The organism is Clostridium sp. AM58-1XD (assembly GCF_003464085.1).
Lineage (GTDB): Bacteria > Bacillota > Clostridia > Lachnospirales > Lachnospiraceae > Lachnoclostridium_A.
In genome coordinates, this window is the sequence record NZ_QSDR01000020.1 from 56,651 (window position 1) to 75,499 (window position 18,849).

Below are 18,849 nucleotides of genomic sequence, written 5' to 3' on the forward strand. Positions count from 1 at the left end.
GAACGCTTCCGTTTTCTACAGGTCCGCGGTAAACCTCGCGATCGCTTCATCCTTTACCTCTACTTCAGAAACATCATCCCCAGGCACAGTAATATCGATTCCACCTCCTGGATTCTTTTCCATCTGAACAGGAGGTCTGCCCGGCTTGTCCGGCTCGATGACAGCCGGTCCTGCCGGCTGAACCGTATCCGGGTTCAATGGGTCTGCCGGATTCACCGGATCTGTCGGATTCAGTGGGTCTGTGGGGTTTACCGGGCCCGTCGGGCTCAGCGGATCTGCCGGATTCGTCTCTTGTTCAGTCTCAACTCCCGGCCCCGCCGAATTCGTGTCTCCGGCTCCCGGCTTTGTACCAGGCGTTGTGCTGCTTCCGCCGCCACCGCCACCGCCTCCGCTTCCGGAGGATTTCCGCTTAAATCCGATACCCAGATCAAGAGGAACCGGTACCTCATCCATCACAATCTCCACATTCGTTATCCTGGAACCGGAATACGTATATACTGCCTTTCCTGACACGGTAACCTTCGTCGGCACGCCGTAGATGTCCACCTCGATCTCTTCCGTAAATGTTCCGTCTTTCAATACTGTGATTGTAACTGGTTTCGAAAGACCAGGTCCTCCTACAAGAAGCTTTTCGACCTCAGCCGTATAGGCGCCTGCTGCTGTTCCCATTACCCGGGAGCCGTTATAACGAATATCTCCGCCCTCTCCGATACTTCCGGACACGCCCTGTTCATTTACGGAACCAGTCTCCGTGCCGGTCAGGAGATGGCCTTTGATCGTGGGGATAAATGTAACTTCTACAGCGGTCTGTTTCGGCATATTCTCCGCTTTGTCTGCCAGCGCCATGGTGATCGTTCCGTCTGAAGCCTGAGCGATATCAGTCTCCGGAAAACGTTCCAGAAGTTCCTTATAGCACGGGTCGGATAATGGTTTCATCCGGCCGCTTTCATCGCAGTAGTCTTTGACCGTAACCGTCTTCTCCAGTTCTGTCCCGTAATCCGTATATCTGATTACAAGGCTGCCTCCCGTCATCCAGTGCTGCTCCGGTTTCCAGAAAATGGCTGTCTTGTCCGGCTGATACGGATCGGTATCCGGCTTGTCAGGATTTGAACTGCTCTCCGTAATGACGGTCACCCGGCCGCCTGCCGTCGAACTTCCTTCTCCTGAAACGGCTGAGCCGGGATTCTCCGTCACGTTGGTGATCTTCAGCTTTCCTGAAGCCGTATTCGTGAAACTGGCCTCGCTGATTCCATCCTTCACGATGATTCCCGCGCTGTGATCCGCCGTCACTTCGTAGCCTTCCGCTCCAATTTCTTCCACCTGGTATGTAAAGCCTGCCGGAAGTCCCGTCAGCAGGAATTTCTCATCGGCCCGGATAGTGATGATCCCGTCTGACGCCGTCATCCGTTCTGCTGACGGAGCCGCTGCTGCCACATCGGCGCCCAACCCCTGAAATACCTTATAGCCGCCTGTATAAATCTGCGGCTGCATCGCCGCTCCAAAACCGTCCGGTCTTGTGAGCGTCACCTTGAAACGGAATTCCTCGTCAGCTCCCTTCACCCTCTGTTTGCTCACGGAAAGTCCGCCCTGAATCAGGGTGTTTGTAAAATATGTGGCTTCCGAAGATGTGGCTGTGACCGTCGTATAGAAGTCTGTCCCATCTTCCCGTACCTCATAGTCTACCGGCTGTCCCTCTTTTGGGTGGCCTGCCGGATAAACAGCCGGAAGCCCCTTCAGCGTATATGTCCAGCCGTCCCTGTGGGCCGCAGGCTGCGGATTCAGCTTCACGCCGTCCGCCCATACGCTGAACGAGATGGAAGACGGTCTGACGTGATACTTGTCATTTTCGTCGTTCCACGTCTTCGTGACCGTCCAGTCTTCCAGCGTATCCAGGGTATTCGTCAGTTCGTATCCGTCCTGTATAAGGGTGTATCCTGCCGGAACCGTTTCTTTTACAGTCCATGTGATTTCTTCCTTCTGGACCTCGCCGTTTTCTGTAAGTATAAGATACTTAGGAAGACCTTTGTATTCATATTTCCAGGTGTCTCCCTGTTTTGTCCATACCGGCTGTCCGACCGCCGGAACCTGAATCCACTCTGTCCTGCTCTTTGTACTTCCTGTTAAGGTAAGTGCGATAGAATCCGGACGCGTATGGAAGAAACTGCTCTTGTCGATCCATATCTTTGTTCCGCTCACCTGTGCCGTATCCAGTGCATTGGTAAGCATTTGCGTGAACTTCTTTCCTGTGCCGGCCGCAGACTCTGATACTGCTTCATCGGACCATACGTAACCGTTCGCCTCATCGTTCACTTCTGCCGCCCTGTAAGAATAGGCATTTCCGTTCTTATCATGAGTCGGAAGGCCGGTGAACACATCTGCCCATTTCCACACATTGCCGTCATATTCCTCATCGTCTTTTTCTTTTGTGAGCTTCCTGCCCCAAATACCGCCGCCAAGCTGTATTCCGTCAGTAACACCTGCCGGGCGGACGACATCCGTCCAGTTCTTCTGATCTCCTTCATCCACACTTCTCTGAAGCTTCACCGTAATCGTTTCCGGCCTCGTATGATAGTAATTGTCACTGTCATCCCATGTTTTTTCAATGTCTACGGAAGCCGTATTCATGGTATTGGTGATCTGAAAGACCTCTATTTCTTCCGTACCTGATGTCTCCGATGAAACTTTCATGGACTGCGTATATCCGGGAACACCGCCTGCTGCCTCCTCTGCCGTATACACAATCGGCACTTCGGTTTTTTCCCCGTCGTCTCCAATATTTTCAGACACTGGTATCTCGGCAGGTTTTTCCAGGTATATGTCCACGCTGCGGCAGGATCGCTTCCAGAGAGCGTTACTGGCGCTCCGACAGCTTCTTTCCTTGTGCTGCCATCCTCCGTATAGCTCTTGTACAGCTGCACCTGAATCTCATCCGGGCGTGAATCATCTCCCCATACGCTGTCCTGATCCCACAGCTTGGCAACTTTCTTCTCAACGGCATTCAGGGTATTCGTAACCGTCACCACAGCTGTCTGCTTTTCCGGCGTAGGCGCGCCGTCTTGCCGCAGTCCCGTCTTTCCTGTCACCTTGCACAGATCGCCGTCAGCTGCTGCCGTGCAGCCAAAAAGGTTTTCGGGCAGCGCAGACTGGCTCACCTCGTATCCCTGTATCGGCGTCTCGACTACCCAGTAGGTGATCTTCCTGCTGCGTTCCCTTTCACTATCCCACATGGACACCGGAAGATCAGACCAGGCCGCCGTATCCGTCCACACTTCAGAACCGTCTGACGGTTTATTGAGGGTCACAGGATTCGTATTGGATGATCCTGAAAGCGGAACATACTTCTCTGCCTGTTTTCCCTCCGCCTGCCGGTACAAAGTAAACGTAAGCGTTTCCGGCCTCGTGATATCTTTGACCTCAGAATCGCCGGCCCATGTCTTGGACGCTGTCACAGACAGCGTTCTCGGTGTATAGGAATTGGTGAATGATGCAGAAGCCGCTGCTTTTTCCCCGTCTGAAGCGCTTGAAGTGTTACTTAAGTCAGCAGGAACTACGGTGATTCCATTTTTCTGACCGTCTCCGGCCGTATACAGGGCCGACCATGGATCAGCCGTCTGATCCGCCGGCCATTCTTCCACAATCCGGTAACTGTATTCTTTGCCATCAGTATTTCTTTCCGGAAGGGCATCCCACTGATATTTCCAGCCGTTTGCCTCATTCAGGTCTACAGCGCTTCGTTTATCAAAGTCACTGTATGAAGCGCCGTCCGTACTCGCCTGCAGGTGAACGGTGAGCGCTGCCGGCCGAATTCCATCCTGATTGCCGCCGTCCTTCCATACCTTTTCTACAGAAACAGAGCCGGCCGCCTTCGCGGTATTTGTAATTACCGTTTTAAATCCAAATTCATCCGTGCTGAGATGGTAGGTAACAGTATAATTCCCAAGTTCCGTATTTTCTTCCAGCGCATTGCCTGAAGAGTCGAGTTCAAATACCTTGTATTCAAATTCTGTTCCATCCCTGTCCTTTGCCGGAAGTCCTTTGAACTCGCCCTTCCAGTCGGTTCCGCCAGTCAGCTTCAGGAATACTGCCGTCTCCGCGCTGCCGTCTGATTTCAGGACCGGCTTCCATTCCGCTTCTCCTGTCCCGCCTTTCTGTCTGCGGTACAGTCCGACCGTAACTTCCTCAGGCCGGGTTCCATAAGCATCCTTGTTATCCGCCCATACTTTCTCGGCCCTGCAGGACACCTCCTGAATGGAATTGGTCATAGTTACCGTCATCGCCGGTTTCTCCGCCAGATGATCGGACGGGGAAAATCCCTTTCCTGAATCACTTCCACTAGGAGCATTTCCTCCCGTCCAGCTTGAACCCAGGCTGTAGCTTCCAATGAGATTTTTTCCCTCTCCATCCAGTGCCTTCTCTTTTACAGAATAGTAGATGATACTTCCCTTTCCACTGTCTCCTTCACGGTGCATATAGGGCAGGCCTTCAAATGTGCCTTTCCAGTCATTTCCTGCATTCAGGGCGATTTCATATGTACTGCCGTCCTTTACATATGGTATGGGCTCATTACCCGATATACCTGCATACCACTGATATAGAGACGCCTTGATCTCCGACGGCCTGAGCTTCCACGCATCATCGCCGTCGTTCCATTTCTTCTCCGCTGTCAGACTGATATTCGCAATTTCGGCATGTCTGTTCGTTACGATATAGACACCGCTTCCATTCAGGCCATACTCAGTCGTATATCCCGGCAGAGGCTTGTCATCTGTTCCTCCTGATGCGGCCGACTCTTTCACAGAGTACCGGCTTTCTCCCGATCCATCAGCCTTGAGTTTAGGCAGGTCGTCCCACTGTACGGTCCACGGTTCATATTCCCTGCCGTCTCCCGGCGCAGCGCCCGGGTCCTCCGTTCCGTCGATTACGGCTGTTTTTCCGGGGAGTTCTTTTCCGTCTCTTACGAGAATAAAGGTAACGCTCTCCGGCCTGAGACCGTCGAGATTATCATTGTCATCCCATGCCTTTTTGGCGCTGAAGGAGGTAACTTCTCCTGACCGCCGAAGCGTGTTCGTAATCTCGGTCTGGTAGGCGATAAAGTCTGTACCGGCTTTTACGCTGTCAGAATACACGGGCACATCGTAATTGACGATGCTACCGGCACTTCCGTCAAATACTTCTCTTACCCGGTACTCGGCCAGCACCCGGCTGCCGCTGGAATAATCATATTTTGGAAGGCCGCTGAACCCGCGCTTCCAATTGTTTTGATCTGTACCCGCCGAATTCGACTTCGTTATTGTGACAATGCCGTTCTCATCTGCCGCTTCATCCTTGATCTTATATGGCGTCCAATTCTGATGTCCGTCTATGCTGCGTTCGATCTGCACCCGAATCTCATCCGGCCTCGTCAGATAGACATTCTCATCGTCATCCCAGTTTTTCTGTACATCGAGCGACACGGTATCCAGTTTGTTGGTCAGCTCTGCCGCCAGCTCCGTTCCGACTGCAGGAGCCCCTTTGGACACGGAAATCTCCTTCGAGTCATTGTATCCGTCAACCTTTGACTCTACTATGGTGTATACGTATGGTTTTCCATTGGCAGCATAGCGGCGCAGTTCGCCGTTATGGCCTGGTTTACTGATGTCCGGCGTAAAGGTGTAAGACCAGATGTCGGAACCGGAATCTGAAGAAACTGTTTTCTGGATAAGCCAGTCTGTAATATTTTCTCCCCTATCGGGATCACCCGGAGCTGTATATGTATATCCTTCCGCTTTTCGGTAAACCTGAAAATGCAGTTTGTCCGAAGCAGGCCTCGTCCCATAGAAGCTGCTGCTGTCATTCCATTTCTTTGTGACTATGATATTCGCGAACTGATTGTCGGAAGTATCCCCGTCATAAGTATTGGTAAGTTCTGCAGCCGCTTCCTTAGCTTCACCCTCAAATGCGCCTACCGGAAGCTTCGTCACTTCATTGTATCCGTTAATCTGAACCTCTCTTACCTCATACTGGTATTCCAGGCCGTTCGGAGCATATTTCGGAAGATCAGTAAATCTACATCCATAAGAGTCAGGAGCGCTGCTTAATTTTGTGATGACCCCTTTCTTATATGCCGTATTTCTCGTGTATTCCAGGGTACCCGCTCCATCCGGAGCTTTCATCACACGTTCCAGATGCACGTCTGCTTCCGGATACTCTCCGGCTGCCGCCAGTTCTGCTGCAGCTACATCCCATACTTTATTCAGCTGAATCGCGTATTCCGTACTCTCATGATACGTATTCACCAGATGAAAATCATGATTATATTCCGGATCCATGGCCTCAAATCCCATCGGGGTATTTTCTTCCCTGACGGCATATATGATCATTTTCCCCGTATTCTTATCATATTTCGGCAGACCGGTGAATTCAAATGACGGCAGCCCGCTCCTGAGATGGAAGGATTCCACCAGATTTCCGTCCATATCCTTAGCTTCCTCCCATGCGCTGCTGTCATTTCCGCTGTCTTCCAGAATATATCCTGCTTTCATGCGATAAAGTTTCAGTTCGATCTCAGGATAGTCTTCCGAATGGAGAACCCCCATATTCTGCCAGATTTTCTTTCCGGAAACCGTCCTTTCAGCGGAAGGAATATTGATGATGGTCCCGCCCAAAGGAGCTCCCTGGCTCAATTCATATTCCGGATTCCCGGAATCTCCGTCTAACCCAGGCACTTCTCCGAGTCCGCTGCCCATCTCCCAGTCATTATTTTTTGGCGCATCTTTCCCATAATAAAGCTTGTAATCGCTGGATACGTGAACGCCCTCTTTTACGTAATAAGTAATTGGATATCCCTCATTTGTATAAAGGGGAAGGCTGGATTCGAAGATGCCGATCCAATGATTTGTCTCTGCAGCACCATCCTTTACCTTGTCCCAATGATAATTGACCCCGTCCACCTGTTCCTGTTTTAGTTCTGTTCTGCCTGAAATCTTATATTCCTTCCACAGTTCCAGATAGATGTCAGGTCTGGAGCTCTCCAGCGGTCCATCGTCTTTCCAGATTTTATGGATCATGGGGCTGAGTACGGTATCGCTCTTCTGGTTTACAGCCTCAAAAGCGATCCTGTCCCGCTTATGATGGGTAACATTATCCCCATCTACACCGAGTTCATATGTTCCGCCTGAGACAGAGCACACATACGGTTCGCCGTACAGTGTAAATGCACCGCCTGTTGTATCCTGATCTCCCACCTTCACTTCTACCATGAAATAACTGTAAAGACGCCCTTTTTCATCATATTTATCTAGTCCGGTGATGTCCAGCTTCCACGCTTTTGTTTCTTTTCCATTTCCGTTTTGGTATTCTGTATCAGGTTTGCCGTCCAGCGTATAGCTTTCCGTATGATCAGCTTCACCTGCCGGTGATTTTCTGGTCAGTTTAAATTCTGCAGCCACCGGTTCTGAATCCCCGTCAATCCAGTTCTTCGTCAGGCTGACATCCACAAAACCATATCTCGTATTGGTGATTTCATATTCACTTTTGGAGATCTTTTTGTTTTCCACCTGATAGTAATGCTTGGAGGTTTCCACATCGCCGTCAGACGCGTCCAGCCTAAATCCGCCGTTATATTTCACATCGGCCCACTCTTTTTCATCATTCGACCGGCTGACCGCGGATTCAAGGATAAAATAGTCGTCCAGTTCTCCTTCATCCACTCCTATCCATCCGGTCCAGTCATTCTCTTCTCTCAGAATGACCGTCTTGCCATCGACAGGCTTGTTATCCCGGCTCTTGTACAGCTGCGCTTTCACCGGGAAACGGTGGATCGTATCTGATTCATCCTGCCATATCTTTGTGACCCAGATCGACTTTCCCTCTCCTGGCGGATAGTTGGTCACAACTGCCGCTTTATGGCCGTGATCTTTCTCATAGGTGTATTCCGCATAAGCATATCCGTCAACAGGGTCTTCTTTTACCTTATAATTGTACTCCTTTCCATTCTCGTCGTACTTGGAAAGAGAATTCTTATAATCCACCAGTCCGGTCCACCATGTATCCACATCGTCTTTGTCCTGTATCAGTTTCTCTTTTTCTGATGTGAATTTAAAAACGCCCTTATGGTCCGGATTATTTTTGAGAGTTTCATCCAGCTCCCCGCAGATATCCGAGCCGTCCCGCATGATGTGGAAACTCAGTTCATAATCTTTGGCCGGTTTTCCGCCTTTCCATCTCTTCTTTACGCCGATTTTCGTCTTTCCAGTCAGCTTGTTTTCCACATCGACTGTACCGATTCCGCCTTCATCCAATTTGACGATCTTGTTCCCATCCGTTTGCTCGGTACCAGTCTCCGTCATTTCAAAGTAGTAGTAGTCTTCTTTCCTGACGCCATGATCATCGATAGGTTCCGCATAAAAGATCGTATTTCCGTCCTCATCCGTTACTGACTGCGCCGTCTTGCCGTCTATCCTGATTTCTGACTCTGCAATACGGAATTCATATTCTCTTCCGTATTCGTCAAATCTGCTCGTCGAAAACGCCAGGCTTTTCGTCATCATCTCAGCCGTAAAGCCGCTTAACGTCTCCTCTCCGGCAGGCTCCCACGGGTTATCTTCGGAGGCCGGGAGATTCTTCAGCCTCTGCTCCAGCGTAAAGGTCACGCTGGCGTCCATTCCCTGAAGGGCGTCCGCTGTCCATTTCTTGGAAACGCCGACCGACGCGTTTCCCTTTCTCCTGTTCTTCAGGGTTCCGCCGTTGAACAGACGGCTGTCGGCGCCGTCCGGGGCTGGTTTCAGCACATTCTCAAGTATCTGCTCATAGCCGGAGGCCTGCATGCTCTCGCGGATAAAGTAGATAAATTCTGTTCCATCCTCGTCAAATGCCGCCAGTTTTTCCTTCTCTTTTCCTATATTCAGCTCGGATATTTCGATATGGATTGTCTTTTCGTCATCATCCTCTCTCAGCCATCCTTCTGTATCGTCCTTGAATCTCGTGTCCTTCAGCTCCGTAGCCGTTTTATAATTCTTTCCATCCGTATTCGGATAGCGGTAGAGATAAAGAATTGCATCCGGCCTCTTCTCCCGATCAGCGCCCGTAAGCTCATCCAGCCATATCTTTGTCGCTTCATATGTCGTCGTTCCTACCAGCTTGTTCTGCATGATTCCTTCATCAAAGCAGGCAGTCAGCAGATTTGTATAATTTCCTTTATTTTCATATTCCTGCTCGTAATGGACATCGCTAATACCGGCAGAATACTCAGGACTTCCGTCTAAAGGTACATCCTTTTCCTCCAGCCAGTATGTATATTCCTGCCCCTTTTCGTCAAACTGGGGGAGATTGTCAATGGTGAACGTCCAGTCATCTGTACTCTCATCCGATATCCAGTTCCAGTAAGCTGTGCCGTCCGGATCTGCTGTCTGAATATTCAGCATAGTTCCTGCTGACTGGTCAAAGCTGCCTCCGCCAACCGCCTCCGTAGTATACCTCAGGACGATCAATTCCAGCCATTTTTCTCTGGATATCCTCGTATGATAACGGTTTCCGCTGTCCTTCCAGGATTTCGTTCCGTGGAAGCTGGATTCCAGCGTATTCATAATACCGTCTATCTTACCGCCGTTTTCATCCGTTATACTGTAAGGCGTACAGATATACCCATCCATCGGGACCTCTTGGATGCTGTAGGTAATCTTTGTTCCTTCTCTTGTCGTAGACGGCATATTCGTATAGTACAGACGTGGCATATTGGTATCCTCATTTTTAAATGCCGCTGCAGGAACTGTCTCCAGGCCCAGCTCATCCAGATTACCATCCTTAATTTCCCGTGATCCGCCGCTTCCCACAGCATAATAAAGCTTTACCTTCGTTTTGAATTCATCGGCAGGGCGGCTCTTGCTGTTGTTGTCGTTCCAGTTTTTTACCGCTATGTAAGTAGTCATCAGCGTGTTCACAAATTCCGCCGTCTGATCGCTGCTGACTGTAATGCTCCGCACCCTGCTGTCAAAACAGATAAACGTATCTGCCTGATTTGTCTGTTCAATCTTACATCCTGTACCGTCCGGAAGCTCCAGTTCAGCCGCACCGTTTGCCGGTATCTGAACGATTCCGTCTATGGCCGTCTTCCTTTTTCCGCCAGTAACGTACTCTCCGTTATAAAGAGTCTCGTTTCCGCCATCTCCAGTCAAAACCTTATATTGGAATTCATATGATTCTGAGCTTCCTTCTGTTCCACGGCTTGTATTTGTAATTGTCAGCTTATGGGTAAGCGCTTTAAAAATTAAGTTTGTGCCATTATCACCCGTACGGAACAGCGACCATTTCCTGGCGCTCTGATATCCGTCCGGCACTGCGGTCCGGATTTCCATATCGAATGGAAGGTTCTTTATCGAATACTTCCATACGTTTCCATCTTCCTTCACGTCGATCTGAATATCAGAATTCTGTATTCCCAGAAGATGGCCCATTTCTTCCTTATCCGGTCTGATCTTCCAGTAATCGTCATTGTCATTCCAGGTAACGGTTCCCGACACTTCCTTCGTCGCGGTCAGAGTGATCGCCCCTGTCTGTGATATATATCTGCCGCCGTCTTCGTCTCCTAGAGTCCCTGACGCTTCAAGATCCTTCGCAAGCCTGTTTTTTGCCGTGCTGATCACGGATACTTCTGTAATATTGGCAAGATATCCTTCTGGTTCCTCTGCCTGGATGATATAGTTCACCCCTTCGTTCATTCCGGAAACCATGTATTCCCATGTATCTCCGTCCTTTTCATATGCCTCTGTCAGCGTAATCCTGACGTTTTTCGTTACGTCTTCTCCGTCAGCCAGCACTTTAAGAAAACTCAAATCATCCGGCCGCTTTCCATACTTTTTGCTGTCTTTCCATCTGATCAGTCCCTTTATGCTCCTGTCTATTGTTGATTCCGTAATCAGTTCAATACTTCCCGCCGTTCCCTGTCCGGCCGGTTCTGTTATATGAGCAAACTGCGGCTCCGATTTATAATTCTTCAGCTCCTGCCCTACGCGATAGGAAGTTCCCTTTGTCAGGCCTGATACCTCATAGCTCCACTCTTCATCCGCTGCATTATATCCGGCTTCTGAAGGAGTTGCCCGGACCGTAACGTCATCTGTCACATCCTCTCCGTCCTCTGTGAAAACGTGAATAAAGGATAGATGATCAGGCCTTTTTCCGTAAAGATCGCCGTAATCCTGCCACTGAATTCTGCCGACCGCGCTAAATATACTCTCTCCTATAAATCTATTGAAAATTGTTCCGCCGTTATACGCATATACTTCGTCTCCCTCAAAGAATTCCACATTGCTGTAAGAAGCCTCAAAATCATCGTCATTTTCAACGATTTCCACACGCCAGTCAATGGGCTGTCCTGTCTCCGGATTGTATGCAAGAAGCTCTGAAGCAGACCATTTTCCCGTTTTCTGGCTGAATTCTGCCTTATCCGGCCTGTCCAGGTATCTGCAGTCCGCCTCGTCTGCTGCCGATATGGCCATCTTTACCGATCCATCCTCCGGGATTTCTGAGCTCTCGCTCTCCACTTCATACAAGCCGCTGATTTCTGAACGGCTTACATAAATGAAATCGGCATTTACGGCCTCACATGGTTTTGCCCCCATAGGTTCAGCTGAACCGTCGTCTGATATATAAAACAGGCCTTCTCTGTCTGAATTCAAGCTGTAATTGACATCCTTCAGGCCATAGGCAGGCTCTTCTTCCCCTTCTTCCAGATCCGGAAGGCCGCTGACCTCATAATTCCACACCGTAAAATCGCTGTAGTCGCTGTCTTCCGTATCTTTTTCATATTTCACCTTCGCGGACATGGTTAATACGCCGTCCTTAAATACGGCGAATTTCACCTTATCAGTATTTATATCACCTTCGTCACACATGAAGACAATCCGGCCGCTAAGAGCTGCTTCCTCTCCATCATCTGCATCCGATTCTTCTTTCTTCTGCCGGGCATCTTCCGTCTCAAGTTCTTCTGCCACCTCTGCCTCTGAGGTTCTTCAGCCACAGTCTCCTCTGAATCGTCCGTTTTTCCTGAATCGTCCGGCTTTCCCTGGCTTCCTCCGCCCCCAAAACCGCCTGCTTCGTTTCCGTCTTCCTTAGACGCTCCTGTTTCATTTCCTTTCTCAGTACCGGTTTCCGATTCTACTGAATCCCGGCTTTCGCTCTCATCAGCGCCTTGGTTCTCAGAACCATTGTTCTCATCACTCTCTGCCGGCTTACTTTCAGTGCCTTGGCTCCCATGATCCCCTTCGGATCCGGCACCTAAATCTCCACGTTCCGTATCGTCCGTATCTTCACTGCCAACGCTGCCGTTTTCATTTTCTCCCGTATTTTCACTTCCTGAGCCTGTAATTCCGCCTCCGATATCTCCGCCTTTATCTTCTCCGGCGTTCCCACTGCCAGTATCGTTGCTCCCTTCTGCATTCCCGCCTATATTCCCGCTTTCCGCACCGCCATTTACATTCTCTCCTGTGCCCTGATTATCGGATCCCGCGTTTTCGCTTCCAGAGCTTTCACCCTGGTGTTCTCCCGCATTTTCATTTCCCGAACCGCCTGTGTTTTCTCCTGCATGTTCGCCGCCTGAATCATTTCCCACATCATTTTTCTCTGCATTCCCGCCGCCACTGTCCTCTTTTCCCTCCGTTTCTCCATCCTGGCGGCCACTGTCTCCGACAGCAGAATCCGCCTCGCGGTTTCCACCATTCTCTGCAATTGGAGATGCAGAAACGACCTGAGTTGACATCAGCGACATGATTAAAATGGCAGCCAATTTCCTTTTTATCTTATCAAATCTCATATGTATTCCTCCCCTGACCTGTCCCTCTATCGTCCGCCTTCATACCGCGCGGCTTCTCCCACAGGATAAGAGGTCAATCAATTAATATCAGTAAATTTACTATAATAAAACAATATCACCAGTCATAGGTCGCCACAACTGACAAAGAAGTAAAAAAACTGACTTTAAAGTCATTTTCGGCTGTTCTCCACACCATATTCCCGTTATAGGGCAAAGACTCCCTTTGGCGAAATCCCACGCCTGTAGCGGCCGCTTCAGCGGCATAATTCCCTTCGTACATATGCATTCCCCGTGAATCATTTTTTATTTTGTAGATTCTATTTCCTACAAAACGAAAAAAGCAGCGGCCTTCGGATACTTTCCGAAAGTCTCTGCTTTTTTCGTTATCATCAATAACACTCAGCCGCTCAATACGCAAAACCGCCATTATGCGTTTTTTTCGCTTCATATAATACGGCATCCGCTGTTTTAGACAGATTTGCAAACGTATCTCCCTGCCTGGCGATCACCGCGCCAGCAGACAGCGTAATAGACGGCATATTTCTCCGTTTTGCTTCTTTTTCAAGCGTCTGATTAATATCTTCCATAATCCTCCGTGCTACGGAATAGTCATTTGTGTTGGAGACAAATATGGCAAATTCGTCTCCATGCAGGCGGGATGCGAGGTCCACGGTCCTAATACGGCCGACGATCATCTGCGCCGTCAGTTTAATCACTTCATCTCCGGTGCTATGTCCATAATTATCATTGATGCTCTTAAAATGATCTCCGTCAATCATAATCAGGATACCGCTGTCATCCGGTCTCATGGAATCCAGTATATCAGCCATTCCCTTTGTAAACGACCGGAAGTTCATCATACCAGTGAGTTCGTCCACAGCCGCCGCTTTTTGAGCCGCAGTAAGCGCGATTTCCAGACGTCTCTGCGTCTGCCCCAGTTCCACGTATGCTTCTCTCAGCTCGCGGTTTTTCCGTTCCCTGCTGATTCGGCCGAAATATAGATCAGCAGCAGTTCCACAAGAAGAAGCGGAACAAGCCAGATATTCAAAGTCCCCATATACGCAGACGACACCGGAACGAGCACCAGGAAGTTAAAATCTTCTCCCTGGTTCAGTACAGCATAATGCAGTTTTCCTCCAATCGAAACAGAAACTGCTCTGTCCTTTCCCCCGGCAAGAGATGAAATTTTTACTTTTTCGAACCCGCTGCTAAAATTCTTCTGAAATTCGTAAAAAGCGGCAGCTGACTGCACCTTATCTTCTGCCTTGGATATCTCCTCTTTTTCCGCCGGGTCTATGGACTGAAGCTCTGCTTCTGCCTCTGATACGGTATTTGCCGCTTCTTCCACAGACATCTGAAGGTTTCCGCCGAGATATTCTTCGTTTGTGCTGCCTATGACCGTACCATTCCTGTCATAAATCATAATCTGCTCGTTATTATAATAATTCATGGAGGATACGAGATTCTGGATATCTCCCATCTTGATATCATAAGCAAATACCGTTTCCCCATCAGGCTGAAGCTGGGAAATCGTAGTCAATATGTAGTGATTTGCATAACTCATATATGGAGGCGTAAAAACAGCCCTGCCCTTTCCTGCCTCTGCGTCCTTATACCATGGCCGTTCCGTAGCCACATAGCCGGAATCTTCATAAACAGAATATGGCGTATCCCAGCTGTACAGATAACGCCCCTGGTAATACATATAGAGGCCGTCATACGTTTCCCCTTCGATTCCAAGCAGCGTCGTATCCATGCTCTTAAGATAATCCTGTACCGTATCAGGATCCGGATTATTTTGTATCTCCCGGCTCATCATCTGCACAAACAGATGAAAGGACCTCTCATAATGATCCATAACTGCTTCAAACCGCTCCCTCGTTTCACTCCCATGAGACGACAGGCTGCTGCTGATAAACCGGTTCTCCCTCTGTATAATCAAAAACACCGCCAGTATGTTAATGATCAGAAAAACTGCAACTGCAATGACTGCCCTTTTATGGTTCCTGCGATGTGAAGCCTCCATTTTTTTATCCCCCATATACATTTCAAATTAATGTGCGTAATTTAACATAATTATCGGTAAATATATCCGTACATTTTCTTTTTATAAAACAATTCCCCTTACAGAACATGTTACCATTTTTTATTCAAAGTGTAAACAACAAAACATGACGCTTTTCTGTCATCTTTTGTGCTCTTTCTGCATCCTATAAAGGAAAAAGAAGAGGGCGGTGCAAGCCGAATTAGCATTGCATCACCCTCTTCAATTAATCTTCCTGTGATTCCACGTTACATCTTAATTTTTTCCGTATATGCCTCTGCCAGGCGCTCGATCTCATCGAATTTCCCGGCTTCAATCAGCTCATTTTTCACGATGTTGGTCCCGATTCCAAGGCTGGTAAAACCACATTCCAGAAATTCTCTTGCATTGTCCAGATTGACACCGCCCACAGCCATCAGGGGAATATGTTGATCGGCCCTCTGACTGCCTTCACATAATCCAGGCCAAAATTCCCTGCCGGAAACATCTTTACTATGGAAGCGCCTGCTTCATAAGCTGCTGCAATCTCAGTCGGCGTCAGCGCTCCCGGCACTGCAGTCATTTCCAGTTCCACGATCCGTTTAATCACTTTGACGTTTGTGTCCGGAGCCAGGGCGAAATCTGCGCCGGCCTCTCTGGCCGCTTCTGCCTGTTCGACCGTCATCACCGTCCCTGCTCCGATGCACATGGCCTTTCCAAGTGCCTGCTTCACCAGTCTGATGGACTCAGCCGTATCGGAAATGCAGGAAGGAGATGCCTGGTTAAAGGTGATTTCCAGAGATCGGATCCCCCCGTTGTAAAGGGCCTGCGCCGTTTTTACCATATTCTCCGGCTTTACGCCTCTGGCAATAGCCACCAGCTTGTGTTCCATGATCCATTCCACTGTCTGATTTATCATCTCATTCTCCTGCCTTTCTCTCTATTACATTTCAAACAGAACTTTCATCATATTCGTTTTTCCGCTGATCATTTCCTGAAATACATCCTGCCCTCGTTCCAGAGGAAATGTATGGGAAACGACTGATTCTACCGTCTTTTCATGGCTGCTTACATAGGCGGCCGCGTCCTTGAAATCCAGCTTCGTGTAGACTCGTGTGCCCACAATCGTCTGCTCCCTGAAGTTCACCGTGCGCAGGTCCAAAGCAGCCGGATGCTTAAATACGCTCAACAGGAGAATTTCACCACGGACGCCTACATAATCGGTCATCGATTGAGCTACAGCCGCACTTCCGCTGGCTTCTACAAGGACGTCCACGCCTTCCCCCTCTGTCTGTTCCAGGATATAAGCTGCCACATCGGTATCCTTTGGATTTATGACTTCAATTCCCAGTTTTCTTCCATATTCAGCTCTCTGTTCATTGGCTTCCACGGCAAAAAGTCTGCTTACGCCCGTTTCTTTTATCATCAGCGCCGACAAAAGCCCCATCGGACCAAGCCCTGTCACACAGGCTGTCGAATAAAAATTATTTTTTATCATTCTCAGACCATGTACCACCACAGCCACCGGTTCCACAACGGCTGCCATCTTAAGGCTCATCTGATCCGGCAGTCTGACCAGACATTCATCAGGAACTGCTGCGTACTCTGCCATTCCGCCGTCCGTATCCGTTCCGTAAAGACGCAGGCTGCGGCAGACGTGAGTGTTGCCGCTCAGGCACGCCCGGCATTTCCCACAGTAATAAAGAGGATTGACTACCACCCTGTCGCCTGGTGCGAAGTTCGTCTGTACACCCTCGCCTACTGCTTCAACCGTACCTGAAAACTCATGCCCCATGACCAGAGGCGCTTTTGCTCTTGGGTGCGTTCCCAGATAAACTCCTATATCCGAGCCGCATATGCCGGCATATGCAGTCCTGATCAAAATCCTGCCTCTGTAATCCGGAATTTCTCTATCCTGCAGCTCCACTTTTTCTTTCTCTGTCCAAACTAATGCTTTCATTGTTCCTCCTTCCTGGTCATACACATTATTTTACAAGGTAACCGCCGTCTACCGGTATGATCGCACCTGACACGTAATCGCTGGCACGGGAAGCCAGGAATACCGTCAATCCCTTCATATCATCCGGAGTTCCCCATCTCCCCGCAGGGATTCTGGACAGAATCTGTGCACTCCTCTCTTCATTTGCGAGAAGCGCCGTGTTGAGATCCGTGGCCATGTATCCCGGCGCGATGGCATTGACATTGATTCCCCGTCCGCACCAGTCATTGGTGAGTTCTTTTGTCAGCTGTGCCACGCCTCCTTTGGCGGCTGCATAAGCCGGCACGGTCTGGCAGCCGAAAAAGGAAGCCATGGAGGCGACATTAATAATTTTTCCATATCCCTTTTTCAACATAACCTTTCCTGCCTCCTGGTTCATAATCCATACGGAATTCAGGTTGATACTGATCACTTCATCCCATTCGTCCATCGGAAACTCCTCTGCGCTGTGGCGTCTCTGAATGCCTGCTGCCGTCGCCATGATATCCAGCGTGCCTCCCAACAGCTCCAGGCTTTCCTGAAACGCCCTGTAATTTTCTTCTCTGGAACGCAGATCCGCTTTTACTCCATGGCAGCAGTATCCTTTTTGACAAAATCCTTCTGCCGTTTCGAATACGCTGTCCGATGAACCGATAATCACAGCTTCACAGCCGGCTTCCATAAGAGCTTCCGCCATGCCGCGTCCAAGACCTCTCGTGCCTCCCGTTATTATTGCTTTTTTTCCTGACAGATTAAATAAATCGTTCATTTCAAAATCCCCCGTTTACTTTAAAAGATTTGGTAAAAATGTGGACAGGAATGGCACGAATGCAAACAGGAATGCACATGCCACCTCTACTCCGATAAATGGCATAAGCGCCCTTGCCACACCGCTGACCGGCCTTTTACTGATACCGCAGGCTACAAACATACACGTTCCAAAGGCGGGGTCACCTGACCCATAGCCAGCACAAATACAACCAGAAGGCCGAAATGGATCGGATCGACGCCGTACATCACTGCCAGCGGAGCCAGAATCGGACCAAGAATCAGAATAATAGACCCGTTGTCCATAAACATTCCTGCTATGGTCAGAAGTATGATCGCAAGTATCAGGAAAAGGAATTTGGAAGTACAGAATCCCATAAACCAGGACGCAACAGCCGTTGGAATATTATAGTATGTAATCAGATATCCGAAGACCTGAGCCGTTACAACGAGCATCATGATATTCGCCGTAGAAACGGCCGTTCCCTTTAAAATTCCCCACAGAGTCTTCATGTTCATTTCCTTATATACAAACAGGCAGACAAGAAGTCCGTAAAAAACAGCTACGACAGCTGATTCCGTAGGGGTGAAAACGCCTGCGTAGATTCCGCCCAGAATAATAACCGGCATGAGCAGAGCCAGATTGCATCTTTTGTAGCTTTCGCTGCAACGGCTCCGTTGAATTTATCTTCTTTGGGCCAGTGATTTTTTTTCGCCGCATACCAGGCATACACACAGAGCAGCACGCCTGCCAGAATTCCCGGTATAATACCAGACATCAGAAGACCTGATATGGAAACGCCAGTTACATTTCCATAGATAACAAACACAATGCTGGGAGGAATGACAATGCCTAGCGTTCCTCCTACCGCCTGAACCGCTGCCGAATAATCGGACGGATATCCCTTTTCCACCATCTCCGGATGAAGAATTCCTCCGATTGCCGCTGTTGTAGCGACGGAAGAACCGGATATCGCCGCAAAAAATGTACAGGACATAAGCGCTACGATTGACAGCCCTCCGGAAATCCATCCGAAGAAAGCGTTTGCAAAGCCTACGAGCCTCTTTGACAGCCCTCCCTTGCTCATGATATCTCCAGCCAGCATAAACGCCGGAACAGCCAGGAGAGCAAAGGAATCGGATCCTGCGAACAGCCTTTGAGAGATAATTACATACTGCAGATCCGGATTTAACGCGATGGAAACCACACTGGCCAGGGCAAGCGACCAGATAATCGGCATTCCGAGCAATAACGCAACGATTAAAACTACGATTAAAGCAACTGCTGCATCCATA

12 protein-coding genes are annotated in these 18,849 nt (G+C 49.2%); all 12 read right to left on the reverse strand.

The features are described 5' to 3' along the window. Positions 1 to 15: 15 nt before the first annotated feature. The 12 genes from DXA13_RS13275 to DXA13_RS21895 all read right to left on the reverse strand — a co-directional run bounded on the left by DXA13_RS13275 (position 16) and on the right by DXA13_RS21895 (position 18,848). Positions 16 to 2,787, reverse strand: coding sequence for a Cna B-type domain-containing protein (locus tag DXA13_RS13275; RefSeq protein ID WP_147348035.1), 2,772 nt, complete (start codon positions 2,785 to 2,787; stop codon positions 16 to 18). After that, entirely contained in the window at positions 2,685 to 11,867 is a 9,183-nt protein-coding gene (locus DXA13_RS13280; protein WP_347559860.1) for a Cna B-type domain-containing protein, read from the reverse strand. The genes DXA13_RS13275 and DXA13_RS13280 overlap by 103 nt, the downstream gene beginning before the upstream one ends. Beyond that, positions 11,846 to 12,784 carry a hypothetical protein gene (locus tag DXA13_RS21880; RefSeq protein ID WP_243009126.1) on the reverse strand — a complete coding sequence of 313 codons (939 nt, stop codon included), beginning with the start codon at positions 12,782 to 12,784 and terminating at the stop codon, positions 11,846 to 11,848. Before DXA13_RS21880 ends, DXA13_RS13280 begins: the two co-directional genes overlap by 22 nt. 115 nt (positions 12,785 to 12,899) lie before the next feature. Beyond that, positions 12,900 to 13,232, reverse strand: a complete 333-nt coding sequence (locus tag DXA13_RS13285) for a hypothetical protein (RefSeq protein ID WP_147348036.1) — start codon at positions 13,230 to 13,232, stop codon at positions 12,900 to 12,902. Further along, positions 13,192 to 13,728, reverse strand: coding sequence for a GGDEF domain-containing protein (locus DXA13_RS21885; protein WP_243009127.1), 537 nt, complete (start codon positions 13,726 to 13,728; stop codon positions 13,192 to 13,194). The genes DXA13_RS13285 and DXA13_RS21885 overlap by 41 nt, the downstream gene beginning before the upstream one ends. A gap of 11 nt (positions 13,729 to 13,739) precedes the next feature. Continuing rightward, the gene (locus DXA13_RS13290; RefSeq protein ID WP_243009128.1) at positions 13,740 to 14,810 is read right to left on the reverse strand and encodes a cache domain-containing protein; all 1,071 of its coding nucleotides are present in this window, start codon (positions 14,808 to 14,810) and stop codon (positions 13,740 to 13,742) included. A 266-nt stretch (positions 14,811 to 15,076) separates the two neighbouring features. Beyond that, entirely contained in the window at positions 15,077 to 15,244 is a 168-nt protein-coding gene (locus DXA13_RS21280; protein WP_207662170.1) for a hypothetical protein, read from the reverse strand. Further along, positions 15,244 to 15,726, reverse strand: a complete 483-nt coding sequence (locus DXA13_RS13295; protein ID WP_207662171.1) for a bifunctional 4-hydroxy-2-oxoglutarate aldolase/2-dehydro-3-deoxy-phosphogluconate aldolase — start codon at positions 15,724 to 15,726, stop codon at positions 15,244 to 15,246. The genes DXA13_RS21280 and DXA13_RS13295 overlap by 1 nt, the downstream gene beginning before the upstream one ends. Positions 15,727 to 15,750: 24 nt before the next feature. Continuing rightward, entirely contained in the window at positions 15,751 to 16,767 is a 1,017-nt protein-coding gene (locus tag DXA13_RS13300) for an alcohol dehydrogenase catalytic domain-containing protein (protein WP_118245014.1), read from the reverse strand. A gap of 25 nt (positions 16,768 to 16,792) precedes the next feature. Further along, positions 16,793 to 17,554, reverse strand: a complete 762-nt coding sequence (locus DXA13_RS13305) for an SDR family oxidoreductase (protein ID WP_118245016.1) — start codon at positions 17,552 to 17,554, stop codon at positions 16,793 to 16,795. Positions 17,555 to 17,706: 152 nt separating this feature from the next. Beyond that, entirely contained in the window at positions 17,707 to 18,183 is a 477-nt protein-coding gene (locus DXA13_RS21890; protein ID WP_243009129.1) for a TRAP transporter large permease subunit, read from the reverse strand. After that, the gene (locus tag DXA13_RS21895; RefSeq protein ID WP_243009130.1) at positions 18,117 to 18,848 is read right to left on the reverse strand and encodes a TRAP transporter large permease subunit; all 732 of its coding nucleotides are present in this window, start codon (positions 18,846 to 18,848) and stop codon (positions 18,117 to 18,119) included. The genes DXA13_RS21890 and DXA13_RS21895 overlap by 67 nt, the downstream gene beginning before the upstream one ends. Between the last annotated feature and the right edge of the window lies 1 nt (position 18,849).

Coding starts and splice junctions, on each gene's coding strand:
- DXA13_RS21895 (WP_243009130.1), bottom strand. CDS start 18,848: ATGGATGCAGCAGTTGCTTTAATCGTAGTTTTAATCGTTGCGTTATTG.
- DXA13_RS13290 (WP_243009128.1), bottom strand. CDS start 14,810: ATGGAGGCTTCACATCGCAGGAACCATAAAAGGGCAGTCATTGCAGTT.
- DXA13_RS21890 (WP_243009129.1), bottom strand. CDS start 18,183: ATGCCGGTTATTATTCTGGGCGGAATCTACGCAGGCGTTTTCACCCCT.
- DXA13_RS13295 (WP_207662171.1), bottom strand. CDS start 15,726: ATGATAAATCAGACAGTGGAATGGATCATGGAACACAAGCTGGTGGCT.
- DXA13_RS13280 (WP_347559860.1), bottom strand. CDS start 11,867: ATGTGTGACGAAGGTGATATAAATACTGATAAGGTGAAATTCGCCGTA.
- DXA13_RS21880 (WP_243009126.1), bottom strand. CDS start 12,784: ATGAGATTTGATAAGATAAAAAGGAAATTGGCTGCCATTTTAATCATG.
- DXA13_RS13305 (WP_118245016.1), bottom strand. CDS start 17,554: ATGAACGATTTATTTAATCTGTCAGGAAAAAAAGCAATAATAACGGGA.
- DXA13_RS13300 (WP_118245014.1), bottom strand. CDS start 16,767: ATGAAAGCATTAGTTTGGACAGAGAAAGAAAAAGTGGAGCTGCAGGAT.
- DXA13_RS21280 (WP_207662170.1), bottom strand. CDS start 15,244: ATGGCTGTGGGCGGTGTCAATCTGGACAATGCAAGAGAATTTCTGGAA.
- DXA13_RS13285 (WP_147348036.1), bottom strand. CDS start 13,232: ATGAAGCGAAAAAAACGCATAATGGCGGTTTTGCGTATTGAGCGGCTG.